Source organism: Brevundimonas pishanensis (genome assembly GCF_022750635.1).
Lineage (GTDB): Bacteria > Pseudomonadota > Alphaproteobacteria > Caulobacterales > Caulobacteraceae > Brevundimonas > Brevundimonas pishanensis.
The window spans coordinates 114600-140419 of the sequence record NZ_JAJKBG010000001.1 but is presented as its reverse complement, the minus strand read 5'-3'; the positions used below and the strand labels follow the sequence as shown (position 1 = coordinate 140419).

26 protein-coding genes are annotated in these 25820 nt (G+C 62.6%); 14 read left to right on the top strand and 12 right to left on the bottom strand.

Features of this window, described 5'->3' with window-relative positions; genetic code table 11:
• Positions 1-46: 46 nt before the first annotated feature.
• The 3 genes from clpB (at position 47) to LOX95_RS00680 (ending at position 3741) form a co-directional block, all read left to right on the top strand.
• A complete protein-coding gene (gene clpB, locus LOX95_RS00690) occupies positions 47-2635 on the top strand; it encodes an ATP-dependent chaperone ClpB (RefSeq protein WP_242912367.1) in 2589 nt (862 codons plus the stop codon).
• Between the two features lie 294 nt (positions 2636-2929).
• On the top strand, positions 2930-3151 hold the full coding sequence (locus tag LOX95_RS00685; protein WP_242912366.1) for a hypothetical protein: 222 nt from the start codon (positions 2930-2932) through the stop codon (positions 3149-3151).
• A gap of 8 nt (positions 3152-3159) precedes the next feature.
• The gene (locus tag LOX95_RS00680; protein ID WP_242912365.1) at positions 3160-3741 is read left to right on the top strand and encodes a hypothetical protein; all 582 of its coding nucleotides are present in this window, start codon (positions 3160-3162) and stop codon (positions 3739-3741) included.
• Between the two features lie 711 nt (positions 3742-4452).
• Here LOX95_RS00680 and LOX95_RS00675 read toward each other — a convergent pair.
• Positions 4453-5235: an outer membrane beta-barrel protein gene (locus LOX95_RS00675; protein WP_242912364.1), complete on the bottom strand. Its 783-nt coding sequence runs from the start codon at positions 5233-5235 to the stop codon at positions 4453-4455.
• 275 nt (positions 5236-5510) lie between these two features.
• On the opposite strand from LOX95_RS00675, the gene LOX95_RS00670 reads away from it, so the two are divergent.
• Positions 5511-6170, top strand: a complete 660-nt coding sequence (locus LOX95_RS00670) for an SOS response-associated peptidase family protein (protein WP_242912363.1) — start codon at positions 5511-5513, stop codon at positions 6168-6170.
• Between the two features lie 91 nt (positions 6171-6261).
• A complete protein-coding gene (locus LOX95_RS00665) occupies positions 6262-6591 on the top strand; it encodes a hypothetical protein (protein WP_242912362.1) in 330 nt (109 codons plus the stop codon).
• Positions 6592-6657: 66 nt separating this feature from the next.
• Here the strand turns inward: LOX95_RS00665 and LOX95_RS00660 are convergent, their stop codons facing one another.
• Positions 6658-7275 carry a TlpA family protein disulfide reductase gene (locus LOX95_RS00660; protein WP_242912361.1) on the bottom strand — a complete coding sequence of 206 codons (618 nt, stop codon included), beginning with the start codon at positions 7273-7275 and terminating at the stop codon, positions 6658-6660.
• Positions 7276-7312: 37 nt separating this feature from the next.
• On the opposite strand from LOX95_RS00660, the gene argH reads away from it, so the two are divergent.
• The 3 genes from argH to lysA are packed head-to-tail and all read left to right on the top strand — an operon-like array spanning position 7313 to position 10191.
• Positions 7313-8677 (top strand): argininosuccinate lyase, encoded by a 1365-nt coding sequence (gene argH / locus LOX95_RS00655; RefSeq protein ID WP_242913084.1) that lies wholly within the window; start codon positions 7313-7315, stop codon positions 8675-8677.
• Positions 8674-8892 (top strand): hypothetical protein, encoded by a 219-nt coding sequence (locus LOX95_RS00650; RefSeq protein ID WP_242912360.1) that lies wholly within the window; start codon positions 8674-8676, stop codon positions 8890-8892. The genes argH and LOX95_RS00650 overlap by 4 nt, the downstream gene beginning before the upstream one ends.
• 24 nt (positions 8893-8916) lie before the next feature.
• Positions 8917-10191, top strand: a complete 1275-nt coding sequence (gene lysA, locus LOX95_RS00645; RefSeq protein WP_242912359.1) for a diaminopimelate decarboxylase — start codon at positions 8917-8919, stop codon at positions 10189-10191.
• A gap of 43 nt (positions 10192-10234) precedes the next feature.
• Here the strand turns inward: lysA and LOX95_RS00640 are convergent, their stop codons facing one another.
• On the bottom strand, positions 10235-10768 hold the full coding sequence (locus tag LOX95_RS00640; protein ID WP_242912358.1) for a phosphoribosyltransferase: 534 nt from the start codon (positions 10766-10768) through the stop codon (positions 10235-10237).
• Positions 10761-11729: an MJ0042-type zinc finger domain-containing protein gene (locus LOX95_RS00635; RefSeq protein ID WP_248286824.1), complete on the bottom strand. Its 969-nt coding sequence runs from the start codon at positions 11727-11729 to the stop codon at positions 10761-10763. Before LOX95_RS00635 ends, LOX95_RS00640 begins: the two co-directional genes overlap by 8 nt.
• Before the next feature lie 74 nt (positions 11730-11803).
• Here LOX95_RS00635 and LOX95_RS00630 point away from each other — a divergent pair, with 74 nt between their 5' ends.
• The 5 genes from LOX95_RS00630 (at position 11804) to LOX95_RS00610 (ending at position 15688) form a co-directional block, all read left to right on the top strand.
• Positions 11804-12550, top strand: coding sequence for a cell division ATP-binding protein FtsE (locus LOX95_RS00630; protein WP_242912356.1), 747 nt, complete (start codon positions 11804-11806; stop codon positions 12548-12550).
• On the top strand, positions 12547-13446 hold the full coding sequence (locus LOX95_RS00625; protein ID WP_242912355.1) for a cell division protein FtsX: 900 nt from the start codon (positions 12547-12549) through the stop codon (positions 13444-13446). The genes LOX95_RS00630 and LOX95_RS00625 overlap by 4 nt, the downstream gene beginning before the upstream one ends.
• A gap of 9 nt (positions 13447-13455) precedes the next feature.
• Positions 13456-14097, top strand: a complete 642-nt coding sequence (locus LOX95_RS00620) for a YdcF family protein (RefSeq protein WP_242912354.1) — start codon at positions 13456-13458, stop codon at positions 14095-14097.
• A 5-nt stretch (positions 14098-14102) separates the two neighbouring features.
• Positions 14103-14813, top strand: a complete 711-nt coding sequence (locus tag LOX95_RS00615) for a lysophospholipid acyltransferase family protein (protein ID WP_242912353.1) — start codon at positions 14103-14105, stop codon at positions 14811-14813.
• Positions 14814-14905: 92 nt separating this feature from the next.
• A complete protein-coding gene (locus LOX95_RS00610) occupies positions 14906-15688 on the top strand; it encodes a MipA/OmpV family protein (RefSeq protein WP_242912352.1) in 783 nt (260 codons plus the stop codon).
• Between the two features lie 60 nt (positions 15689-15748).
• On the opposite strand, the gene hisC is transcribed toward LOX95_RS00610, so the two are convergent.
• The 5 genes from hisC to LOX95_RS00585 are packed head-to-tail and all read right to left on the bottom strand — an operon-like array spanning position 15749 to position 21995.
• Entirely contained in the window at positions 15749-16849 is a 1101-nt protein-coding gene (hisC, locus tag LOX95_RS00605; RefSeq protein ID WP_242912351.1) for a histidinol-phosphate transaminase, read from the bottom strand.
• A gap of 24 nt (positions 16850-16873) precedes the next feature.
• Complete coding sequence (locus LOX95_RS00600) at positions 16874-17554, bottom strand: hypothetical protein (protein WP_242912350.1); 681 nt, start codon at positions 17552-17554, stop codon at positions 16874-16876.
• Entirely contained in the window at positions 17554-18621 is a 1068-nt protein-coding gene (locus LOX95_RS00595) for a DUF2125 domain-containing protein (protein WP_242912349.1), read from the bottom strand. The genes LOX95_RS00600 and LOX95_RS00595 overlap by 1 nt, the downstream gene beginning before the upstream one ends.
• A gap of 51 nt (positions 18622-18672) precedes the next feature.
• Complete coding sequence (gene ybaK, locus LOX95_RS00590; RefSeq protein WP_242912348.1) at positions 18673-19146, bottom strand: Cys-tRNA(Pro) deacylase; 474 nt, start codon at positions 19144-19146, stop codon at positions 18673-18675.
• Entirely contained in the window at positions 19146-21995 is a 2850-nt protein-coding gene (locus LOX95_RS00585; RefSeq protein WP_242912347.1) for an ATP-dependent DNA helicase, read from the bottom strand. The genes ybaK and LOX95_RS00585 overlap by 1 nt, the downstream gene beginning before the upstream one ends.
• Before the next feature lie 157 nt (positions 21996-22152).
• Between LOX95_RS00585 and LOX95_RS00580 the strand changes: the two genes are divergently transcribed.
• On the top strand, positions 22153-23148 hold the full coding sequence (locus LOX95_RS00580; protein ID WP_242912346.1) for an alpha/beta fold hydrolase: 996 nt from the start codon (positions 22153-22155) through the stop codon (positions 23146-23148).
• Here the strand turns inward: LOX95_RS00580 and LOX95_RS00575 are convergent.
• From LOX95_RS00575 to LOX95_RS00565, 3 genes are all read right to left on the bottom strand, one after another.
• Positions 23108-24061 carry a retroviral-like aspartic protease family protein gene (locus tag LOX95_RS00575; RefSeq protein WP_242912345.1) on the bottom strand — a complete coding sequence of 318 codons (954 nt, stop codon included), beginning with the start codon at positions 24059-24061 and terminating at the stop codon, positions 23108-23110. The two genes, LOX95_RS00580 and LOX95_RS00575, sit on opposite strands and share 41 nt — an antisense overlap.
• A gap of 113 nt (positions 24062-24174) precedes the next feature.
• A complete protein-coding gene (locus tag LOX95_RS00570; RefSeq protein WP_242912344.1) occupies positions 24175-25107 on the bottom strand; it encodes a tyrosine recombinase XerC in 933 nt (310 codons plus the stop codon).
• Positions 25086-25799: a DUF484 family protein gene (locus LOX95_RS00565; RefSeq protein ID WP_242912343.1), complete on the bottom strand. Its 714-nt coding sequence runs from the start codon at positions 25797-25799 to the stop codon at positions 25086-25088. The genes LOX95_RS00570 and LOX95_RS00565 overlap by 22 nt, the downstream gene beginning before the upstream one ends.
• Between the last annotated feature and the right edge of the window lie 21 nt (positions 25800-25820).

The following is a 25820-nucleotide window of genomic DNA, read 5'->3' as shown; positions in this document are numbered from 1 at the left end:
AATGCGGGGCGCGGCCCACTAATCCGCCTCTCAGGGGATGCCCAGAATGAACATTGAACAATATTCCGACCGCGCCAAACAGGCTATCCAGTCGGCCCAGTCGCTGGCGCTCGCCCGCCGCCACCAACAGTTCGCACCCGAGCACCTGCTCAAAGTCCTGCTCGAAGAACGCGACGGCCTTGCCCGCAATCTGATCACCAAGGCTGGCGGTGACGCCAACCGCGCCATTGCCGACATCGAGACCGCGCTGAAGAAGCGCCCGCAGGTCACCGGCGGCAACGGCCAGCTCTATATGGACGGCGACACCGCCCGCGTCTTTGCCAAGGCCGAGGACGACGCCAAGGCCGCAGGCGACGCCTTCGTCACGACCGAGCGCCTTCTCTCCGCCCTTGCCCACGAAGGCGGCGTAGCGGCCAATGTGCTCAAGGCCGTGGGCGTAACCCCCGCCAAGATGGACGCCGCCATCACCGAAATCCGCAAGGGCCAGACCGCCGACAGCGCCAGCGCCGAAGACGGCTATGACGCCCTGAAACGCTATGCCCGCGATCTGACGCTAGCCGCCGCTGACGGCAAGATCGATCCGGTCATCGGCCGCGACGAAGAAATCCGCCGTACCATTCAGGTCCTCGCCCGCCGCACCAAGAACAACCCCGTCCTGATCGGTGAACCGGGCGTGGGTAAGACCGCCATTGTCGAAGGCTTGGCGCTACGCATCGTTAACGGCGACGTGCCCGAGAGCCTGCGTGACAAAAAGGTTCTGTCGCTGGACATGGGCAGCCTGATCGCCGGTGCCAAATACCGTGGCGAGTTCGAGGAACGCCTGAAAGCTGTCCTCAACGAGGTCGCCGCAGCCGAAGGCGGCATCATCCTCTTCATCGACGAAATGCACACGCTGGTCGGTGCCGGTAAGGGCGACGGCGCAATGGATGCGTCCAACCTGCTCAAGCCCGCCCTTGCCCGCGGCGAACTGCACTGCGTCGGCGCGACCACGCTGGATGAATACCGCAAGCACGTTGAAAAAGACGCCGCTCTGGCCCGTCGCTTCCAGCCGGTCATGGTCGAGGAGCCGACGGTCGAAGACACTGTCTCCATCCTGCGGGGCCTGAAGGAGAAGTACGAAGTCCACCACGGCGTCCGTATCTCCGACAGCGCCATCGTGGCCGCAGCGACCCTGTCGAACCGCTACATCACCGACCGATTCTTGCCGGACAAGGCCATCGACCTCGTGGACGAAGCTGCCTCCCGCGTGCGCATGGCCGTGGACTCCAAGCCCGAGGCTCTGGACGAAATCGACCGCCGCCTCGTCCAGCTCAAGATCGAACGCGAAGCCCTAAAGAAAGAAGACGACGACGCCTCGCGCCTGCGCCTTGAAAAGCTCGAGGACGAAATCGCTGATCTGGAAGCTCAGTCCGAGGACATGACCACCGCGTGGAAGGCCGCCAAGGACAAGGTCGGGCAGTCCGCCCAACTGCGCGAGACGCTGGACCGCCTGCGTCTTGAACTGACCAACGCCCAGCGTTCGGGTGATCTCGCCCGCGCGTCCGAAATCGCCTACGGCCAGATCCCGCAACTGGAACGCCAGCTCGAAGAGGCCCAAGCCAACGAAGAGCAAAAGGCCTCGGCCCTCGCTGCCGAAGTGGTCGATGCCGAGCAAATCGCCGCCGTCGTCTCCCGCTGGACCGGCGTCCCCGTCGACAAGATGCTGGAAGGCGAGCGCGAAAAACTGCTGGTGATGGAGGATGCGCTACGTAACCGCGTCGTCGGTCAGGATGACGCGCTGGCCGCCGTGTCCGACGCCGTGCGCCGTGCGCGTGCGGGCCTGAACGACCCGAACAAGCCCATCGGCTCCTTCCTCTTCCTCGGGCCCACGGGCGTGGGCAAGACCGAGCTGACCAAGGCTCTGGCCGAGTTCCTGTTCGACGACGACAGCGCCATCACCCGCATCGACATGTCCGAATACATGGAGAAACACTCGGTCAGCCGCCTGATCGGTGCCCCTCCGGGCTATGTTGGATACGACGAGGGCGGCGCTCTGACCGAGGCCGTGCGCCGTCGCCCCTATCAGGTCATCCTGTTTGACGAGGTCGAAAAGGCCCACCCAGACGTCTTCAACATCCTGTTGCAGGTGCTGGACGACGGTCGCCTGACCGACGGTCAGGGCCGCACCATCGACTTCAAAAACACCCTCATCATCATGACCTCCAACATGGGGTCGGAGTTCCTCGCCAATCAGGGCGAGGGCGATGATGTCGAGGCCGTGCGCCCGATGGTGATGGACCAGGTCCGCGCCCACTTCCGCCCCGAGTTCCTGAACCGGATCGACGAGATCATCCTGTTCAAACGCCTCGGCCGCGAACAGATGGGCGGCATCGTCCGCATCCAGCTCAAGCGTCTCGAAGCCCTCATGAACGAGCGCCGCCTAACGCTGGCTCTGGACGACAGCGCCCTCAACTGGTTCGCCGACAAGGGCTACGACCCCGTCTACGGCGCCCGCCCGCTGAAACGCGTCATCCAGAAACAACTGGTCGACCCCATGGCCCGCAAACTCCTCGCCGGAGAGTTCAACGACGGCTCGGTGGTCCACGTCTCCGCAGGCGAGAACGGCCTCCAAATCGGCAAACCCCAAGTCCACTAAGGCGAAAGGGCGGCTCATTGAGCCGCCCTTTTCGTTTGTTTCTCACGCTCGTCATACTCCGACGAAGCGAAGATCGGGGGATCCATACACCGCTTTCATATGGCGTGACTGTTCCTCTGGATCCTCCGATCAAGTCGGAGGATGACGAACGTCGAAATGCTAGATAGCGTCACCATATGGACCCGCGCCGCCCTTATATCGCCACCTACATCATGGCCAGCGGACGAAACGGCACCCTCTACACCAGCTTTACCTCAAACTCTGCCACCCGACTCATCAATAACGAGGGCTACGATGAAATCCAATCTAGATCGCTATCGAGCAGACCTTGATTCACTAATCGAGTTAGGAAATCAGCTTTCTTATGCAATGCACCGTAAAGTAATCGGTGAAGATGTTTTTGACGCTCAGGTAAGAGATCAGCTTGGAGGTGAAGAAGCGGAGAAGTTCTTGAAAAACTACCTAGCTTCAAGATTAAATACGAATCTTGGTATTCTGAGAGCAAAGCACTCATAAGGCAGTTATTGCCTGATCGTTTAAATGATTTTGTTCGACTGCACGAAAAACCTAAGAGTCGTAAAGATATAGGTTTTGGTAATTACGTCATGGAGGATTATCTCCAAGGATTGAAGGTTACGACCGGTTACGGTGACGTGAAAGTTGATCCATCTGCAGCGATGCCTCAATTTGAGCAGATGATAAATATCGTGGCGGCGACGAAACGACGCTTCGATTCGAGCCTTTTCGATATCAAGCAACTCGTGCAAGCGGACTTATTTGATTCCGAAATCTCCGCTGCACGGCACCTACTAAAACAAAAGTTCGCGCGAGCGGCTGGCGCAATGGCGGGTGTCGTGCTGGAGCGTCACTTGGCGCAAGTTTGCTCTAATCACGACGTGAAAATTGCAAAGAAGAATCTGACAATTGCGGATTTCAATGACAGCTTAAAATCAGCTGAAGTGATCGATATTCCGATCTGGCGCGGAATCACGCGATTGGGTGATCTCCGCAACTTATGTGATCATAATAAAGAACGAGAACCGACTATTGAGGAGGTAGATGATCTAATCTCTGGTGTAGATAGATTGCTTAAGACCTTGTTTTAATAATGCTTTTAACTAAATCGTCAAAAGTTATTTTTAGCATTAAGGGTGGAGAGCATATGGTTCTTGGTAATCTGCCTAGTCGTCGTCAGCTAGCGCATCTTCTTCAATCAACTCGCCCTACCTAAACCCTCCCGCATAATCCCCGCGTCCCGTCGCAGGGGAGGGCTCGCTCGGCCGGCGATCCGATGCGGCGGCGGGAGCGAGAAGAGCGGGGGTCATATACACGCATGACGCCGGTGGAGCCTGTCGATGCGCTGCACTCGGACGAAGAGGTTCCGGCAAGGGTCGGGGTGGATACCCGGACCGTTCCAGTTCTGGTCGTCGGCTAGAACTGCCCGCCACGGGCGCTGGGGGTAACCGCCAACAACGGTGCCTGCCCCAAGCTCGTGAATAACTTCCGCGCGAGGCATCTGACTTCGTCGAAACGGTAAACCTATCTTTTTTCCGGACGTCGTTCCGGTGCCTCGCCCAGCCTTCCCGTCACCGCCCGCGTTCGCGCTGGGCGGCTATCGGTGCATCCGTATAAAAAGAGCGGAGGCGCGCATTGAGCGCACCTCCGCCTCACGGAAACAACAAGGGGCGGGCCGGTCGTTCGCCACGCCCTAAGTCCGGTTGTGCCAAAGGACAGAGAGAGGACCTTCCTGCGGCACATCTTGCTTAGGGCCGCTGCGGGTTCGGGGTTGCTCCCGCAGCGACCTTTCAGCGCCGGACCTAGAACGCGAACCGGGCACGTACCGTCAAAGGCATGTACGTGCGTTCGCCCACATTGTTGATCGACGCGAGCCCAAGACCGCCAATCGCGCTGTCGTCGTCTTCCAGCTTGGTGATGTGGCGGATACCGGTTTCAGCCTGCAGCGTGACCATGTCGCTGACGGCGTAGGACACGCCCACATCCAGTCCTGCTGTGAAGCTGGTGGAGCTGTCATAGAACGGCGCATCGGCGATGGTGATGCCGCCGTCAGGGATTTCGAAAGTGGCGCTGATCTTGTCGGTGAAGACCGCCCCCAGACGGCCGGCCACATAAGGCTTCAGCGGGCCGTTGCCGAAATACTGGCGATAGCCTGCCTCGATGGCCCAAGATTCATAATCGCTGAAAATGCCATAGACCGGCAAAGTAGCGTTGAGGGCAGGCACGAATGCGCCACCGACCTGAACGCGGCCCTCGTCGGCCTTCATATAGCGGACGGTGCCGAACGCTTCGCCGTTCTCCATCATCTCATAGGCGAACTGGGCACCGATGCTCATGCCCTCGCCATAGATGTCATCAAAGCTGCGAGGCTGGATGCGAAGCTCGGCATCGACCCCCGCCAGAGCCGGATTGAGCGGCCCCAGATCCGGCACGCGAGCGGTCGCGCCGCCATGTACGTCTCCGTCGACGGGGAACTCGGCACCTGCCTCGAGGCTCACCGACCAGCGGCCGGGAGCCGTCTGTGCCTGCACGCTACCGGCAACCGCGAGGGTCGCGACCGATGTGATCAAAAACGTCTTGAACATACGATGATCCTGAAAAGAGCTGAGAAGACAGGGGTTGGATGCGCAGGACCATGGCGCGCACCGGCACACCCCATGGTCGCTGTCGCCCCTGACGAAGCAGCCGACGTCCCGCCAGCCTCGCCCGGAAGTGTCGGCATCTCGCCAACTGAGCTATCTACGAAGCGTGTCCGTAGACGGATGAAGTCGGCACGCATTTTTGTTGGCGGGTGCCGTTCCGTCCGGCGCTTGAACGGCTCGCATTTTCACCGGATGGTGGCTGTGAAGGGACGATCAGCATGTGCGCCTCCTACGAAGCCAAATTCTCCGTGACCCAATTGGTCGAGACCTTTTCCGAGACGGGGATTGGCCTCGTCTTTCGCGGCGGTATCCCCAATCTGGAACCGCGAGACGAGGTACGCCCCACCAACCCGTCGGTGTTGGTAAGGGCGGGTGAGGGCGAGCAGGCCGAAGCACTGATGGGCGGTTTCGGGTTCGATGCCCCGACCCGCGCCGATGGCAAAAAGGCGTGGCCCGTAATCAACTTCCGCACCGAAGGCCGTCACTTCACCAATAAGGAAGCCAGCGGGCGAGCGCTCGTGCCGGTGTCCGGCTTCTACGAGTTTACAGGCGAAGCCACACCAAAAACCCGCTGGCGATTGTATGCGCCGGACGAAAGCTTGCTGATGCTCGCTGCGCTTTGGAGGGCCACCGGAGACCACGTCCGCTTCTCATTGCTTACCGCAGAGCCCGGAGCCGATGTCGCGCCGTTCCACACCCGCGGCGTCCTGCCGTTGCTGGCTGCGTGTTGGTCGGACTGGCTATTCGACCGCGCGCCTTCCAAAGACGTCCTGTTACCGCCACCGGCAGGTACGCTGGTTGCTGTTCAAGCCCCGCGTGCGGGCGCGAATAAGCCGCGCGAGACCAAGGCTCCGCCGCCCCAAGGCGAGCTGTTCTGAAATTCGATCACGATTTTGCAACCGGACTATCACGAGAACGTTATCACCCTCGGACCGCATTAGGCGGCCTCTTCGAAGGGGGATTGATCCCATGCGTATTCGTTCGCTTTCCATCGCCGCTGCTGCCGTTCTGGCTCTTGGCGCTGCTGCTTGCACCCAACCTGAACAAGACAAGGCCGCTGCCGACGCAAACGCCGCTGCTGCTGACGCTGCTGCCGCTGCCGAACACGCTGGCGACGCCGCTGCAACCGCTGCTGACAGCGCTGCCGACGCCACCAAGGCTGCGGCTTCGGACGCTGCCGCTTCGACCGCTGCTGCCGCCGACAAGGCCGGTGAAACCATCAAGGATGGTGCCGTTGCTGCTGCTGCCACGACCGAACAGGCTGCAGCCGACGCCCGCGCTAAGCTCGAAGGCAACTAAGTCCAACGGGTTTGATGCCAAGGCATCCGGGGGCCGCTCGAAAGAGCGGCCCTTATTCTTTACGCACTATTCCTTGATCAGGGCCTCGATCAGGGCGACGGCTTCCGGCCCGGTCCAGTCGGCCTCGCCGATCATGACGGCGCGAACGCGCCCTTCACGATCAAGGATGATCGTCTGCGGCATTGCTCCCTTGCCCGGAAACTCGAAGGCCATGCGGAATTTGGGATCGGCGTAATATGCCAGTGGGGCATGCTCGGCGATGAACGCCTTGGCTGCCTCCTGAGCGCGGTCCGTATCCATGCTGATAACCGCAACCGCCACATCGTCGCTTCCCTCGTACCGCTTGGCCAAGGCCGCTAGCGTTGGCATCTCGATCTTGCACGGCGCACACCACGTGGCCCACAGGTTCACGACCGTGACCTTGCCCTTGAAGTCGCTGAACTGGAGCGCTTCACCCGCCGCGTTCTGGAACGGCAGATCGGGTGCTGGGGCGGGATCGGGCAGGATCATCTTGGACAGTCCGCCCGTCGCATAGGCCTGTAGTGACGAAACATTCGTCGAGCCTGCATCAGAACCTTTGATCCGGCCGTCCCCTTTGACGTATAGCAGCCCTGCGCCCGCGATCCCGAGGATCACGGCCCCGATCAAAAATCCGATCGCCTTTGTCCGTTTAGAGCCGCTCATGTCCGATACGTCTTCCGCCAAGCCACAAAGCCAGTCGATGTGGGGTGGCCGCTTTAGCGCCAAACCTGCCGACATCATGCAGGCTATTAACGTCTCCATCGGCGTTGACAAACGTTTGTGGGCGCAGGACCTCGCAGGCTCGCGCGCACATTGCCGCATGCTAGCCAAACAGGGCATCATCCAGCAGGCCGACGCCGACGCCATCCTCGGCGGTCTGGATGTGATCGAAGGCGAGATGAAGGACGGCACCTTCCCGTTCCGCGACGCCTATGAAGACATCCACATGAACGTGGAAGCGCGCCTGAGCGAGCTGATCGGCGAGCCGTCGGGCCGTCTGCACACCGCCCGTTCGCGCAACGATCAGGTGGCGACCGATTTCCGCCTGTGGGTCCGCGATGCCGCAGACCGCACCGTCGAGCAACTGAAAGACCTGCAACGTGCGCTGCTGGATCGTGCCGAGCAGCACTCCGGCGACCTGATGCCGGGCTTCACCCACCTGCAAACCGCACAGCCGGTGACGCTGGGCCACCACCTGATGGCCTATGTCGAGATGTTCGGCCGCGACGCCTCGCGCTTCTCGGACGCCCGCACCCGCATGAACGAGAACCCGCTGGGCGCGGCCGCTCTGGCTGGCTCGCCGTTCCCGATCGACCGTCATGCGACGGCTGAGGCTCTGGGCTTTGACCGTCCGATGGCCAACTCGCTGGATGCCGTTTCGGACCGTGACTTTGCACTTGAATGCCTTGCTGCTGCGTCGATTGCCGGTGGTCACCTGTCGCGTCTGGCTGAAGAGATCGTGGTCTGGATGACGCCAATGTTCGGCTTCATCACCCTGCCGGACGATCTGACGACCGGTTCGTCGATCATGCCCCAAAAGCGCAATCCGGACGCGGCCGAACTAGTTCGCGCCAAGACCGGTCGCATCAACGGTGCCTTCATTGCCCTGACGACCGTCATGAAGGGCCTGCCGCTGGCCTATTCGAAGGACATGCAGGAAGACAAGCCACCGGTGTTTGAGGCGTTTGACGCCCTGAACCTGGCCCTGTCGTCGATGACGGCCATGATTTCGGCCTTCCGTCCGAACACCGAGAAGATGGCCGCTGCTGCCGGTGCCGGCTTCTCGACTGCGACCGATCTGGCCGACTGGCTGGTGCGTGAGCTGAACCTGCCGTTCCGTCAGGCCCACCACGTGACCGGTGCCGCCGTGAAGCGCGCCGAGCAACTGGGTCTCGATCTTGGCCAACTGCCGATTGAAGAACTGAAGTCGCTGGATGACCGCATTCACGATGGCGTCTATGCTGTCCTGACCCCGCAGGCCTCGTGTGCCAGCCGCCAGTCGTATGGTGGCACGGCACCGGATCAGGTCCGCGCCCGTATCGCCGACTGGAGAACGCGCCTGTGAAGAAATCCCTGATCCTCGCCGCGGCGGCATTGGCCGCTATGACCGTTTCGGCTTGTGGCAAGATGGCCGATCTGGAGGCACCCGGTGCGCGTCCGACGACCAACTCGCGCTGGACAGAACGCAACCGCGAACCCGCTACGGTTCTGAGCCCCAACAGCCAGAACCCGATTGACGGTGGTCCGGCCGATCCGACGGGCCGTCGCCCGCAGTACTGACTTCCAGCCACCTGAGGGGGCGGCATGCATTATTTCGAACTGAAGGATGGCGTCCTCCATGCGGAGGGCGTCAATCTGGAGACTGTCGCCGAGCAGGTGGGCACGCCCACCTATGTCTATTCGGCCGGAACACTGCGCCGCCACTACGGCCTGCTGCGTGAGGCATGCGATGCCCACACGGGCGCGCTGGGCGAGGCGCTGATCGCATTTGCGGTCAAGGCCAACTCCAACCTTTCTGTGCTGGCAACGCTGGCGCGTTTGGGATGCGGTGCCGATACGGTGTCGGAGGGGGAAATCCGCCGCGCGCTCAAAGCCGGTATTCCCGCGGCCAAAATCATTTTCTCGGGCGTCGGCAAGACCGACAGCGAATTGGCATTCGCCATGCGCGAAGGCGTTCGACAGATCAACGTGGAAAGCTCGACGGAGCTTCAGCGCCTGATCTCGGTGGCGGCGTCAATGGGGGCCAAGCCTGATATCGCTATTCGCGTGAACCCAAAGATCGGTGCAGGCGGTCACGCCAAGATCACCACGGGCGGCGCGGGCGACAAGTTCGGCGTTCCTGTCGAGGAAGCGCTCGACCTCTATGCTGTCGCTTCGGCATCGGACCACGTTAATCCGGTCGGTCTGGCCTGCCATATCGGTAGCCAGATCACCGACATGACCCCGATGGAAGCGGCCTTCAAAGTCCTGCGCAGTATGACCGAGACGCTGCGCTCGCAGGGCCATACTGTGACCCGCCTCGATCTGGGCGGTGGTCTGGGTGTGCCGTACTACGGGGAAACCGACACCCCGCCGCCGTCAGAATATATCGCCATGGTGGCGCGTGTTCTGGATGGCCTGAATGTCGAAGCGGCGTTCGAGCCGGGACGCCTGATGGCGGCCAATGCAGGCATTTTGCTGAGCCGCGTGGTTCACGTAAACGAGCGCACCGATGGACGTCGCTTCCTCGTGCTGGATGCGGCGATGAATGATCTGATGCGTCCGGCGCTCTATGACGCGTTCCATGATGTGAAGCCGGTCCGTCCCGTTAAGGGCGAGGGACTGCCCCACGACATCGTCGGTCCGGTTTGCGAGACAGGTGACACCTTTGCCCGAGACCGCGAACTGGCTCCGCTCAAGGCGGGCGATTTGGTGGTGTTCATGTCGGCCGGTGCCTATGGCGCAGTGATGGGCAGCGAGTACAACACCCGTCCGATGGCGGCTGAGGTCTTGGTTGATGGCGACAAATGGGCCGTCATCAAACCGCGCCCGACCTATGACGAGATCTTCGCCAGAGAGCCCATCGCCGACTGGCTCTAAATACGAAAAAGCCTCCGTCGTATACGGAGGCTTTTTTAGTGGATCAGTCCAGAGCGCAGATGTCAGGCAGGCCGCGCATGCCGCCTTGGTGATCAAGGCCGTATCCGACGAGGAAGCGGGCAGGGGCTTCCCAACCCACGAAGTCAGGCTCAATCCGCTCATGCTCGCAAGGCTTGCGGGCAAAGACACAGGTCAGGACGCGGGCGGCTCCGGCTTCCTTGGTGATCCGGATGGCTTCGATCAACGAAAGGCCGCTGTCCAGAACGTCGTCGATCAAAAGGACGGTCTTGCCCTCCATTGAGCGCTGGAAGGGCGCGCGTACCGTGACCTTGCCACGGCTTTGCTTCTCATCACCGTAGGACGACATCCAAACTGCGTCGAACTTCACGTTGCGGCCTTCGCGGTACAGGGCGCGGGTCAGGTCCGATCCGAACCACAGGCCGCCGGTCAGCAACACAGCGGCGACCGTGTCGTCATCAATCACCGGAGCGATCCGACGAGCCAGTTCGGCATTGATACGGTCGATCTCGCTCTGGGCCAGAAGGACGGTCGGCGTGTTCGGGGGAGTGTCAGCCATGACCTGCCGATACCCCGACCCGCTGCTGCATGTCGAGATCAGTTCGACCAATAGTGTGGGGGGCAAGTTCGCTTATGCGGCGAAGGCCGTCATCGGATTGGCTTTGCCCGGCGCTGGGTTTGGGCTCGGACTTGGCCGGCGGTGCTGCCGGCGCTGGAGCGGCTGCGGGCGCAGCTTTCGCCGCCGGCTGTGGCTCAACGACAGCAGGGGCTTGCGCGGGCGCGTCAGAGGAAGTGCCAGCGGGTTTGGGCTGGGGCGTGGCTTCGGAAAGAACAAAGCTCAAAGCGGCCTCGGCGAACCGCCCGTCGGCGTTGGGCAAGACGACGGCAAAGCCCTGAACACCGCCGGGCAACACCGGTGCTGTGTCCAGATTGATGATGCGGTGGCCGATCTCGACACCCTTTGCATCCAGAATCCCCACACGAATGGCAGGCGGCATAATCTCGCGGTCGCGGATGTTGCGTAACGCTCCCGAGACGTAAATCTGGCTCACATCATTGCGGGCAAAACCGGTCGAGACCGCCTCGAACTCCAGACCGAAGGGATTCGTCTCGATCCCGAATGCGCTATAGGCGCTGGCCAGTTTGGGCACGCGGGCGACCACGCTGTCGCGCCACAGATAGGCGACCAGAAGACCCAGCAGCACCAGTACAACAGTCAGGCCCCAGGCCAGGCCCTGCCGGATGGCTTGTTGGGTGCGGCGTTTCTGCTCTGCGCGCGCGCGGAAGGCTTGCGGCAGGGGAGGGGGAATCTGTTCCTCCTCAACCTGCACTGTATCGTCGGCCTTGCCCAGTCCGGGAGACGTGGCCGCAGCGACCTCGCCGAGGTCTAGCGGGGCATCCTCGTTGGTTGCGCGCCAGTCATTACCGCACGATTTGCAGCGGACGCGACGTCCAGACGCACCGATGGCGTTATCGGGCACAAAATAGCTGGTGGCGCAGGCGGGGCAGGTTAGTATCATAGGCGGCGGCTAAGAGGCGTTTGGCCCCCTCCTGTCGAGGGCGCACTCGCCCCGGTCCAAAATGAAAACACCTTATGCCAACTCAAGAACGTCGCCCCAGCGCGCTAAAAAACGAGACCGATATCGTGCGCCTCAGAAACGTGGGGTTCGGCTATTCCGGCCGTCCTTCGGTTCTGCGCGACGTTAACCTTATTTTGCCTCAGGGCTCTTTCCATTTCCTTACCGGACCGTCCGGTGCAGGAAAGTCGACCCTGCTGCGTTTGCTGACGCTAAGCGAGCGACCCAGTGCCGGTCGAATTGACCTGTTTGGTCAGGATGTTACGCAGATCCCGCGCGCCGCGATTCCCCAAATGCGCCGTCGCATCGGCATGGTGTTTCAGGACTTCCGGCTGCTGGAGCACCTGTCGGCCTTCGACAATGTGGCTCTGCCGCTGCGTCTGAACGGTGAAAAGCCGCGCGACTATGCTCAGGACGTGGCCGAAATGCTGCGCTGGGTGGGCCTGGGCGGACGCTTTGATGCTCTTCCCCCATCATTGTCGGGCGGGGAGAAGCAACGACTGGCGATTGCGCGTGCGGTGATAACCCGTCCGCGCCTGATACTGGCGGACGAGCCGACCGGCAGCGTTGACCGCGCCATGGGCGACAAGCTGATGCGACTGTTCCAGTCGCTGAACAAACTGGGTGCGACGGTCCTGATCGCCACTCATGACGAAGAACTGGCGCATCAGTATGGTGCTGGCCTGCTTCACCTCGAGAATGGCCAATTGCAGTCGATAGAGCCCCAGCCCCGTCCCCAAGCTCCCGTGGTGGAGGCGGTATGACGGACGCTCAGCCTGTAGTTCGAAAACCGTTGCCGGTTCCCGGCTCGCTTTTGCCGCGCGAACGTTCTGGAGAGCGATGGCTGGCGGCGGTGATTGCGGTGCTGTGCTTCCTTGCCTCGCTGGCCGCGATAGGGGCTTTGGCTGCAGATCGCGCCGCCCACGGCTGGGCCCGCGAACTGCGTGGCGAGGCCACGGTTCAGGTCCGTCCGCGTGTCGACGAAACCGGCCCTACCGCCGCGAGCCGCGCTGCAGAAGCCTTGTCTGGGGTTAAGGGCGTCGATGAAGCCTATGGACTGGATCGCAAGGCCTCGGAGCGCCTGCTGGCCCCGTGGGTGGGCGAGGCGGTACTGCCCGACCTACCTTTGCCCTATCTGGTGGTGGTGCGCCTCAATCCGGAGGCACCCGCCAGCGCGCCGACCCTGAGCCGAGCCTTGGCCGAGGCGGGACTTGATGCGTCGGTCGATGATCACAGCCTGTGGCGCGGCGAGGTCGAGCGAGCTGCCGGCATCGTGACCGCTCTGGCTATAGCCGCCTTTGTGTTGATCGCCGGCGCGACAGCAGCGGTCATCGCTTATGCCACACGATCAGGCATGACGGCCCAGGCCGATATCATCGAGACGTTGAGCCTTAACGGGGCCTCCGATCGCAGTGTCGCAGGACTTTACCAGACCCAGTTCGGCAAGCTGGCCCTCGTTGCCGGTGCGGCTGGATCGGTGGTCGCAGGTCTGGCCATGGCAATCATGAGAATGGTCGGCGGGGAGGCCGGTCTGACACCTGCCCTGCCGGTGCGCTTCCTTGATCTGGTGGCCATTGTGGTTTGCCCGATACTGGCTGCGGTGACAGCGGTTCTAGCTGCGCGCTTGACGGCACTGGCGAAACTGGCGGGTCGTGGGTAGGAAGGGACTATGAAGTTCCTTACGCTTATCGCCGCCATCGTTCTGATGTGGCTGGTCGGTCTGCTGGTATTTGCAGACAGGGTTCAGGACTTCACCCCTGCGCCGGAGCCCGCGCGTGCCGATGCTATCGTTTCCCTGACAGGACCATCGGCCGAGCGCGTGAATGCCGCCATCCGACTGCTGGAACAGGACAAGGGCGAGCGGCTGCTGATTTCCGGTGTGAACCGCGAAGTGCGCCGTCGCGAACTGCGTGCCCTGACCCCCGGTTCGAGCAAGCTGTTCAACTGCTGTGTCGATCTGGGCTTCGAGGCCGAGAACACTGTAGGCAACGCCAGCGAGATCGCCGAGTGGGCCCGCAAACAGGACTACCGCAGCCTGATTGTCGTGACATCTGACTATCACATGGCCCGCAGCATGCTCGAAATCCGCAGCGCGTTGCCCGGCGTGGTTCTCATACCCTATGCGGTGTCAACGCCAACGCTGGATCAGCCGAACTGGTGGCGCAACGAGAAGTCGGCGCGCCGCATGACGCTGGAATACATGAAATACCTAGCCGTGTTGGGGCGCGAGGCGTGGCATAGGCTGCGCGGATTCCATCCGGAGCGCCCGCTAGACGCGGCTTCCCCGACCCAGACTGCCGCCGAGGCCTGATTTTTATGACTCTTATCCGCTCGCTGCTCTTTTCTGTGTGGCTGTATCTGTCGATGCCGATATGCGCCATCGGCATGTCGCCCGCGCTATTGATGAACCACAACGCGGCCATGGGCGTGGTGCGGCTGTGGGCGCGTATGGTGCTGTTCGGCGCGCGCTGGATCGCAGGCATTAAGGTCGAGGTGCGCGGACTGGAATACCGCCCGACGGGTCCGGGCCTGGTGGCAGCAAAACACCAGAGCATGCTGGATATCGTGGTGCCGTTCACGGTGATCGAGGATCCGGCCTTCGTGCTGAAAAAAGAGCTGATGGCCATGCCCTTCATTGGCTGGTTCGCTTGGAAGACCAAGATGATCCCCGTGGACCGCGAAGCTCACGCCAAGGCACTGAAGGACATGGTGCGCAACACCCGCGCGCGTCTGGACGAAGGACGCCAGATCATGATCTTCCCGGAAGGCACGCGAACCCAACCGGGCGCGGTGCCGGAGTACAAGCCCGGCGTAGCCGCTATCTATCGGGATGTTGATGCAACCTGCTATCTGATCGCGACCAACTCGGGCCAGTATTGGCCCGCCAAGGGCCTGACCAAGTTCAAGCCGGGTACAGTGGTTTTCGAATTCCTGCCGCCCATCGAAGCGGGCTTGAAACGCGGCGAGTTCATGAAGCGTATGGAAGCTTCACTCGAAAGGGCGTCGACCGCCCTTTTGCAGCCCTGATCAAGGCATTCTGGCGCCCGAAATATAGTCTCAAAGGTGGCTGACTGAATGTCTGCGCGTGCGCGGACTTCCCCCTTCAGGAGCCCTTTGTGATGCGTATCGTGACCGTGGCCTTTGCCGCGACAACACTGGCGCTTGTCTCCGGACAGGCGCTGGCCCAGTCCCAGCCCTATGAACAGGTCGAAGCCCCGAAGACGTGGAAGGTCGACGTCGGCGGTGGTTTCGTGCGCGGCTTCAGCGCGACCGGTGCCAGCACCAAGGACGTTAACTGGACCTTCTGGGGTTCGGCTTCCTATCGCGACATCGTCTATGCCAACGGGCTGGACGGTATCGGCTATAATGCCATCAACACCGATGACTTCCGCGCCGGTGTGCAACTGCGCCCGCGTTTTGCTGCTGGCGAGATCGAAGGCTTCGACAACCGTCCCGAACTGGGTGCCGATGCGGCGCTCTATGCTTTCAAGCGACTGCCGGGAAATGTCGTCGTCGGTGGCCGGATCCAGCAGGACGTGACCGGCGATGATGCCGGTTTTGCCTGGCAAGCGCAGGTTGGTCATCAGCGCGTGACGCCGGTGGGGCTTTTGCAGGTGATGGCCTATGGCCGCGGTGGCGACGATGACCGTCTGAACCGCTATTTCGGTGTTACGGATGCCGAGGCAGCGGTGACCGACTACCAGTCGTTCCAGGGCGATGGCGGCATGTCGGCGGCGGGCGTGTCGGCCTTCCTCGCAGTGCCGATCGGTGACCGATATGGCGTGGGCACTTTCGTGAACTATGAAAAGTACCTCGGCGATGCGGCCAACAGCCCATTGATCGAAGACGACTACATCTGGCGTGCGGGGCTCGTCGGCGTGGTTCGCTTCAGCGGCATGTAATGAAAAACGCCGCGCTCCTTTCGGGGCGCGGCGTTTGCTTTATCAGGCGGTGCGCGACCCTTAACGGGAGGCGAACTCGCTCAGCGCATCGGCCACGGCGCGGTTCTGGTCCGGCGTGCCGATGGTGATGCGCAGGCCCTGCGGCAGGCCATAGCCGACCACGCCGCGGACAATAATGCCCTTTTGGTTCAGCCAGTCACTGGCGGCATTGGCCTCGGCAGGGTCCTTGAACAGGACAAGGATGAAGTTGCCGACAGACGGCAGAACTTCATAGCCGAAACCCTTGATGACCTGCGTCAGACGCGGGCGCCATTCCAGCACCAGATTACGCGAAGCCTGCTGGTGCTCCTCGTCGTTCACGGCTGCCACCGCCGCTGCCAGACCCGGAACCGAGACGTTGAACGGCAGGCGGATACGGTCCATCGCCCCCATCACGTCAGCAGGGCAGTAGCCGAAGCCGATGCGCAGACCGCCAAGGCCGTGGATCTTGGAGAAGGTGCGGGTGACGATGATGTTGTTGGCCGTGCGAGCCAGCTCGAATGCGCTCTCGTACTCAGCCTCGACCACATATTCGGCATAGGCCTCATCGACCACTAGCAGGATGTGCGGCGGAAGTGCGGCGTGCAGGCGGCGGATTTCCTCTGCCGTGTTCCAGCTGCCGGTCGGGTTCGACGGGTTGGAGACGTAGACGATCTTGGTGCGCTCATCGACCTGCTCGAGCAGGGCGTCGACCTCGGCCTTATAGCCCGGCTCGGGGGCGAGTTTGACCTGCGCCTCACAGCCCAGTGCCGAGATGCGATAGGCGAGGAAGCCGTACTGGCCGGTGACGATATTGTCGCCTGCCGTCAGATAGGTCTGGTTCAGCAGGGCGAAAACTTCATCCGAGCCATTGCCGAAGATCAGACGGTCTTCTTCAAGACCATGTTTGGCAGCCACAGCGGCACGCAGCTTGTCGGCGCGGCCATCGGGATAGATGTGGATCTTGTCGAGCACCGAGGCGAAGGCTTCGCGAGCCTTGGGACCCGCACCCAGCGGGTTCTCGTTGGACGACAGCTTCATGGGTTCGGCGATGCCGTCCAGCGCGCCCTTGCCGCCGACATAGGGGGCAATGTCCAGAATACCCGGCTTGGGGGTGGGCGCATTGGCGCTTTGATCGGTCATGACGCTTCCTCGAATGATCTCTAGTCAGAATATTGGCGCGGCGCCGATGATGCCTTGCAGGGTTCCGGGAGCGCCTTGCAGCCTCCCGTCGTCGGCCTGCACATAGCCACTCAGCGTAAACAGCATCAAGCCACCGGATTCGGCCATCAAGCTGGCGGCCAGCCCGTTGTTGGACAGGTGGGCGATGATTTCGAAATCGGGCAGAGGACTGTCTGTCACCCAGAAGGTGCGGTCATCCCCGGTCGGGCCGCTGGTTTCCGTCGACACCATAAAGGCGCGCGGGCGGGCCTGTGCGTCGTCGGGCAGGGCGGCGATGACCTTCACCGTCGGGTCCGCCAGCAGCTTGCCCCACCATGCACGGTTGCCGATGTCAATCAGGGCGCGGGCCCCCGCGCGGGCGGCGTCCAGAGCTTGGTCCGGCTCTGCTACCGGACGGGCAAACGGCCCCCAGCGATCTGCGGCCAGAAGCTGGGAAATGCCGCCACAGGCCAGAAGAGGTTTGCCATGACCGGCTTCCATGCGGCCCATGACGGCGCGCAGAGCCGATCTTTGTGGCGGCGTCAGTCCGCGTAGCAGTTCGCGCAAGGCCAAGGCATCTGCGTCGGGCCGACCGCGCGGGCCGGCCGTCAGACGCGCGGCCACGGCGTCGGCCACAGCCTTGTCCAATGCGAGGCGTTGCGGGTCTTCTTCCGGGGCGTGCAGCATCAGAACAGTTTCGGTGCCGGAGCCAGCGCGAACGGACCCAGATAGGTGCGGCCCTTGCGGAACAGGACCGAAAGCTCGACGTCCTGAGCAGCCTCGCCCTCACCGCCTTGCGGAGCAGAGGCGGCGGCGCGGGCAGCCGCGGCCCTCTCGGCGGGTTGTCCCTGATGGCTACCAGCCAGACCGACCAGAGCGGCCAAAGGTTTAACGGCCTTGAACTGCACCTCGCCCTCCAGTTGGCCCTTGTCGTCGGCGTTGAGGACGGGACTGGTCAGAACGGCTTGGCTTTCACCGGCCTTCATCTCGCCCTTTACATTGACGAAGCGGCCACCGTTTGCGGTCCATGCCGACAACAGGCCGGCGGCGGCCGCAGGCTGGCGCAGAGCCGAGGACTTCTCGACCACGGCTTCGACCTGAAGGGTCAGTTCGCCGTTCTGCGCAAAGCCCTGCACCGGACCACCTTCGCGGCCGTGGGCTTGAATGAGGCGGAACATGATGTCCACATCATCGCCGGGCGTCGTGCTGCTGGTCAAGTGGGGACGCATGTAGAGCTGGATCAGTTCGGCATTGGCCAGTGGGAAGGGCTCGGCCCCTTCGGCAGGCGTGAAGACCGGCTGGGCGATCTCGAACGCAACATTGGGCCAACGCTGGCGAATGCCGGTCAGACTAAGCCGGATGGCCTTTGCTGCCACCAGCGTCTCGCCCTTTTCAGCCCGCACGAGCGTCAGGCCTTTGTCGGCCACGACGACCCAGTGTAGCGGATTATAGGTGTTGGCCTCTGCGGCGATGGACGGTGCCTTGATGCCGTGACCGGACGGGGCGATGAACTGGCCCTCTTTCACCGTCAGGCGCGTATGCAGGGGCCAGCCGCTGGCGGATATTCCGGCATGTTCAACGCTCCAGCCCGAGGCTTGCAGCCGATCCAGACGGGTTTGCAACTGGCTCTTGGCTTCATTGGCGAGCCAGAACCACCAGACCGTCCATAGTGCCAGCGCGATCCCGACGATGATGAAGGGAATGAACAGGCCGCGGCGGCTGTGGCGTTCGGTAGGCAAGGGGGCAGAGGTCATGGGCGGCTTATAGAACAGGGCTTGGTCGGCGTCTCGCACAACCCGAAGATTTCAGGCGGTAATGTCGGCCCAGACCGCTTGCGAGGCAGTGAGCGCATCTGGCGGGGCGATACCCAGCAAAAGCCCGCGTTGACCGGCGTTGATCAGCACCTGATCAAACAACTGTGCCGTTTCATCGATGACGGTCGGCACCTGTTTGCGCTGACCAAAAGGACTTACGCCGCCGACCTTGTAGCCCGTCAGACGTTCGGCATCTGCGGGCTTCATCATCTGGGCATGTTTCCCCTTCAGCGCCGCGGCCAGCTTTTTCATACTGACCTCGCAATCCGACGGGAGAACCACGCAGGCGGGCTTGTCATCGACCAAGACCATCAGGCTTTTGAACACCTGCTCGGGGTCTTTGCCCAGCGCCTCTGCGGCCTGAAGTCCGACACGCGGGGCATCGGGGTCATAGTCGTACGGGAACAGGTCGAAAGTGACACCGGCCTTGGACAGGGCGACGGTGGCAGGCGTGGTCTTGGCCATCAGGCTTCGTCCGCTTTGAGGTATTCTTTGGTCAGGTCCACCGCATCGGCCAGACCCATCCGCATCACCTCGGTCCCTTCGGGCAGGCCCGAGAACAGGCGCGTCGGGCAGGCGGCGTCCAGCATGACGAACACCCCCTTGTCGTCGGCGCGGCGGATCAGGCGACCGAACGCCTGCGCAATCCGGCCCCGTGCCAGAGCATCGTCATAGGTGCGGCCCCCGTGGCCGGAGCCGAAGCGTGCGCGGCGGGCCTTGTGCAACAGGTCCGGCCGTGGCCACGGCACACGGTCAAAGGCGAGGATACGGAGCGAACGGCCCGGCACATCCACCCCGTCACGCACAGCGTCGGTGCCCAGCAGACAGCTATCGTTCTCGGCGCGGAAGACATCAACCAGTGCGCCCACTTCCAGTGGATCGACATGCTGAGCGTAAAGCGGAATACCGGCGCGGGCGAGGTCCGGCCCCAACCGCTCATAGACCGCTTTCAGACGACGGATAGCGGTGAACAGGCCAACGCCCCCACCCCCTGCGGCGAGGAACAGCTCGCGCATGGCCGCCGCCGTCTGGCGCGGTTCGTCCTTGGTCAGATCGTTGACCACGATGATGCGGCTGTTGTTCGCATAGTCGAACGGGCTTTCGACCTTGAGCGTGCGGGCAGGATCAATCAGGCGGGCAGCACCGGAGCGTACGCGGGCCATATCGAACGGGTCTTGGGCCGAGGGGTCGGAAAGGGTGGCGCTGGTCACCAACACGCCGTGGGATGGCATGATGACCGCGGCCTCCAGCGGCACCGTGGGATCGATCCAGTGGCGACGCAGGGCCACATCGTGGATGCGGCCAAAGGCAGCCTCTGCCGACAGCCAGTCGACATAGTCGGGATCGGGCTCGGCTCCGGCTTCATCGAGCGCGGCTAGCATGGAGCGCCAACCGGGCAAGGTCATACGCGCGCGGCGGTCCATTCCGCGCAGCGCCCCTTCGATGCGGGCACGGGCGGACGGGTCCAGTTCGGCGGCTTCCTCGTCGAGGATGTCTTCGAGATGGCGCGAAAGGGCCAGCAGCGGAGCCTCGACAGCGGCCAATGCCTGTGCTGCCTCGCGGGCAGCTTCGATGACGGGTTCGGTCACGGGACGCAGGGCGCACTCCAGCCCGAACTCGGTCCCACCGCTTTCGGCAGCGCGGGCGCGTAGTTGCTCAAGCGCAGCGACCAAGAAGCGTTCGATCGGGCCGATAGGGTTCACTTCACCCGAAGCCGGGGCGATGCGGCCCGATACCCCTTCACCGGGCAGTTGGGCTGCGGCAGCGACGGCATCTTTCAGTGCCTTGCTCGCCGCTTCGTTGTCAGCGCACAAATCGCCAAGGCGGATTTCCAATCCGCGACCGCGACGCCCGCGCCCCTCTGGGCCCCGTATCCAACGGCGAAGCTCTGCCGCTTCCTGTCCCGACAAACTGGCGGAAAAGGCGCTGTCGGCGGCGTCGAACAGGTGGTGTCCTTCGTCGAAGACAATGCGTTTCAGGGCCGCTGTCTCGCCATCCTGTTTCAGGCCACGCGCCGTGCGCGACCCATCGAACGCGGCCTGCGTCATCACCAACGCATGGTTGGCGACCACAAGGTCTGCGCGGCGGCTGGCACGAATGGTCTTTTCAACAAAGCACAAACGATAGTGCGGGCAGGCGGCGTGAACGCATTCTCCGCGCCGATCAACCAGATTGACGGGGCTGGCCTGATGCGCCGGCTGGACCGCGAACAGGCCGGACAGCCAGCCGGGATAGTCGCCGCCCGTCATGTCGCCATCGCGGGTATGGGCAGCCCAGCGGGTGGCCAGTGCCATACCGATCAGGTCGCCATTACCCAGTTGTGCCGCCTGAACCATGTCCTGAAGGTTCAGCAGGCACAGGTAGTTCTCGCGGCCCTTGCGCACGACCGTCTTTTTGCGACGCTCGGCCTCGTCAGGCCACAGAGCCTTGCTCTCGCGGTCGATCTGACGTTGCAGGGCGCGGGTGTAGGTCGAAATCCATGCCGCACCATGATTGCGTTCGGCCCAGACGGAAGCAGGGGCCAGATAGCCCATGGTCTTGCCCGTGCCTGTGCCGGCTTCGGCCAGCAGGACGCGCGGACGACCCTCTTCATTGCGGGGAGAAAAAGCAAAGGCCGCTTCGGCGGCATAGTCGGACTGGGCCGGGCGGGTCTCATCCAGACCCGACGATCGCAGCAATTTCTCCAGCCGGATACGCGCACTCTCGCTGTCGACAGGGGCGGAGCCCGCCTCGCCACGCGGAGGTTCATCCTCCCATTCGGGCAGCCGTGCCCAGACATCGAGCCCCGAGCCGCGCGAGGTGCGGTTGCGGATGCCGCCCGCCTCCAGCGCTTGAATGACCCGATTGCCCCAACTCCAGCCCGCGCGCTCCAGTGTCAGGGCGACACCATAGGCCTCTTCGCGCTTGGGATAGGCTGGATCGGCCAGCTCCAACAAAAGTTCCTGCGCGGCTGATCGCAGCGCCTGCGCCTGTGCTTCGGGTCCCCTGGGTTCGGCATGACCGAGAGACAGGGCCAGACCCGTCGGCGAAGGAGCACAGAACCTGGCGGGCCGCACAAAGGCGAACAGCTCCAGCGCATCCAGAATAAGGGGTGAGCGGGAGGGTGCCTCAAGGCCCAGACGACGCGCGGTGATGCTGGCGTGGGCGACGATAATCGACGACCCCAGCAGATAGCCCTCGGCAGCGCCGCGACCGATCTTGCGTGCGCCCTCGTCGTCGCACACCGCACCGGCCCCGGGCGGGGTCGCCAGCGCGGGCGGCAGGTCGAACGAAATATCGGCCTTGGCTACAGGGGTGTCGATGGTGGCACTCACCCTCCCAACATAATCAACTCGGCGGCGAAACCCAAAGGTGCCCTGCACAATCGTACTATCAAATTAAAATACCCTAGGTTTGTGATTTGCCTGCGGGGGCGATCTGTCGTTTCTGGACCTTGCGGTGAGGTTTTTCTGTGAGGGTGCCGGAGTGGATATGGGGTGGATCCAGACCGACGAGTTGAACATTCAGGTCATCGAGGCTGGAGAGGGACCACTTGTGGTTCTGGTGCACGGATTTCCTGATCTCGCCATCTCCTGGCATCACCAGATCAAGGCCTTGTCGCAAGCGGGTTACCGCGTCGTAGCACCCTATATGCGCGGCTATGGCGAGACAGGCGGGCCACCGGGGGCGTCGTCCTATTCCATCTATACGCTGGTGGGTGATCTGGTCGCACTGGTCGAGGCGCTCGGTTACGAGCAGGCGGCCATCGTCGGACATGACTGGGGCTCCGCCGTCGCCTGGCAGGCGGCCCTGCTAAGGCCGGACATGTTCCATGCCGTCATGGGCATAGCGGTACCGTTCCAGCCGCGCAGACGTCAGGGGCCCCCGACGGCGGTCATGAAATACCTGGCCGAAAAGAACGGCGAGGACCTGCTGTATCTGGCTACGTTTGCACATCCGGAGTCCCATTTGCCGATGGATGCCGATCCCGAGACGGCGTTGCGCAAGATGTTCTGGGCCTTCGACGGGGTGACACAGCCTGTCTATCAGGCAGACGGGCGTATTCCTCAAGGGCGCAACTTCGTCGATATCATCCCCGACGAGGCCGTCCTTCCGGTCTGGCTGACGCCGGATCATTTCGCTGCCTATGTCGAGGCTTTCAAGAAATCGGGCTTCGAGAGGGCGGTCCACTGGTATCGGATGATCGATTCCAACTGGGCGCGGACGCGCTGGCTTCAGGGCCGCAAGATCACTGTGCCATCGGCGTTTCTGGTCGGCGAGCGTGATCCGGTGCGGCGCTATGCAGGGCATTTCGAAAGCGAACTGTCGAATTGGCTGACAGATTTTCGCGGTATGACGGTGGTTCCAAAGGCAGGCCATTGGGTCCAGCAGGAAGCGCCCGAGGCGGTGAGCGAAGCCATCCTTAGCTTCCTGTGGGACCTGTCCCTCAACGCACGGAATTCCGAGGCACGCTTCTCCCGCGCATAATGCTGCCCAGCGCGATGCGGTTTGTCTTGTAGTCGATCCTTACCTGATCAAACCGGCTCAACAGGTCCGCGCCGATAAGCAGGGCGGGGCGGTCGGCCAGTCCCAGTATCTGGAAAATATGCAGGTCACTGAACAGCAGCGGCACCTGCCGCAGCCGTTTGGGGCCGAGTTCGATATCCATGGTGGGGCCGGAGCGGCCTACGATCGCGGGACCGCTTACGCCATGGACGGCGATGGTTTGTAGCTGGCGGGCCGGATAGCCGAGCCGGGCCAGCAGCTGCTCGTTGCCGACCGAGTGTTGCGCGCCGGTATCCAGAAAGGCGGTGACGGGTGCATCGCCCACACGGATGTCCATGAACAGCAATCCATCCTTTTGATAAGATGGAACGGCAGACAGACGGCGCTGGATACGGGTCGCCAACTCCGATGCGCCCATTTCGAACCGCACGCCCTGTATCTGGTTCGGGTTCAGCGTTGCGCTACGGTTGCGGATGTCCAGCAGCAGATTGAAGGCCTGCAGATGGTTCAACCCTAGCAAGCCTTCCGCACCCAGTTCTTCAAGCTGGAATACCGGAGCTAGAACGTCCTCGAAGGTTTCGGATTGGACCCTGAAGCGCGGAATGCGCACACTGGGAACGACGCTCGAGGCGGTTACGCTGTGCACAGTGACGCGGGGACCTGCCACCAGTTGCAACTCGGCGGCCAACTGATCCGATATAGCAGTCGCCTCGGCGCCTGTATCCAGCACAAACAGACTTCTGCGCCGTCCTATTTCCACCGGTGCCGCCAGGCGCGTGAACAGATTGGTGTAGAGCGGTACGGGTGCAGGACCGGCGGGTGCAGCCGCGATGTCCTGTGCCTGCCCGCTAACGGAGAGACCGCCTACGCCAAGCGATGCCGCGCTTGCCAGCAACCGCAGGCAAGTTCGTCGACAGACATCCGCGCGTAATGGCCGTTCCTGCATAGGCCAGTGATCCTCCAGCCCGATCAGTTACTTGTCTAACGATGTTATTTATATGGCAATGGCTAGCGACGGGGGTGCGCCGAAGCATAGGCTTTGAGCAGCGCGGCGGCGTCGACCTGAGTGTATTTCTGGGTCGTCGACAGGCTGGCGTGACCGAGGAGTTCCTGAATGGAGCGGAGGTCCGCGCCTGCGCCCAGAAGGTGGGTTGCGAAACTGTGCCGCAGCGCATGGGGTGTGGCCGAGGCGGGAAGACCCAATCGTCCTCTCAGCCGCTGAACCGTGGCTTGGACCTGACGCGGCGAGAGCGGACCACCCCGCTTGGCCCTGAAGAGCGGCTCGTCGGGGGCAAGCGGCCAAGGGCACAGGTCGATATAGTCGTCCACGGCTTTCGAGACCTGTGGCAGGACAGGAACGATGCGGGTCTTGGAGCCCTTGCCGACAATACGCACACTGTCGCCCAACGGCGCATCTTTGCGCAGCAGCGACAGCCCTTCGGAGATACGAAGGCCGCATCCATAAAGAAGCGTCAAAACCGCGCGATCACGCGCCGCCTCCCATGGCTCCATGTCCGGATCGGCTTCGGGCTCCTGTAGCAGCCCGATGGCTTGGTCTTCTGTGACGGGACGCGGCAAAGAGGCCTTGACCCTAGGTCCGCGTACCAGTGCCAGTTGCGGGGCATCGACATCGTGGCGGCGGTCCAGATAGCTGTGAAAGCCGCGAATGGCCGCCAATGTCTGGCTGAGTGAGCGGGCGTTGAGGGGATGATCTCCGCTGCGACGCTCCGCAAGATGGGCGCGAAGTTCGGCAGCGGTGACAGTTCCAAGGTCCTTTAGGCGTAAGGCTTCGCCCCTGTGGCGTTCGAGGAACGCCACATACAAGCGACCAATATGGCCATAGGCTTCGAGGGTGCGCGGCGACAGGCGGCGTTCATGGACTAGGTGGTCCAGCCACCCGCGCAGCGCCTCGTCTGCGGTCAGGCTTCCGGCAGCGCCCATCGGCCTGCCATTCGTTCGAATACGCGGGCGACGAAGGCGATCAGTTCGCAGCCCATGGCGGGCGTAAAGCCCTCGTCCTCGACCGACCCGAAGGCGCACAGGGCGGCGCGCGGCTCGCTCTCGTCGGCAAAGCGGATGTTCATACGTACCAGTGCCACCGAACGGACCTCGCCATCGGCGGGACCAAACAGATCGAGACCGGTAAAGTTCGGACCAAGCCAGTTGCGGCCATCTTCGCCCAGAAGCGCATCAACACGGCCCTGCTCAAGGGCCTTCCAGCCGAATGGAACGATGCCGGGCTTTTCAATCGCGATGGCTGCACCCGCAAGACCGAAACGGGCCTGTGTGGTCATGTCCAGTTGGCGTGCCAGTTCGATGTGGCTGGTGGCCTCCATCAGGTCCAGAGCGGCAACATGGGTCTGGGTCTGGGCGGCGAAGTTGGTGCGCGAGATTTCTTCGATCAGGCGACGCGCACCGGCTTCGCGCTGGGCGTTGGCTTCCATCTTGTGCAGGGCAGCGCGGCCAAAATCGACGACATTGCGCCCCTCGGCTCTAAGGCCCAGTTGTTCCAGAAGCTCGCGGTCTTCCAGAAGGTGCTGGCCATTGGTTTCAAGCCACAGTCGGACCTGGGGCCAGTGCAGGTCGTTCGTCATGTCGGAGTGGTCCGCCGAGGTGTCCAGAGATTGAGACATTGAAGGGACCACTCCATCATG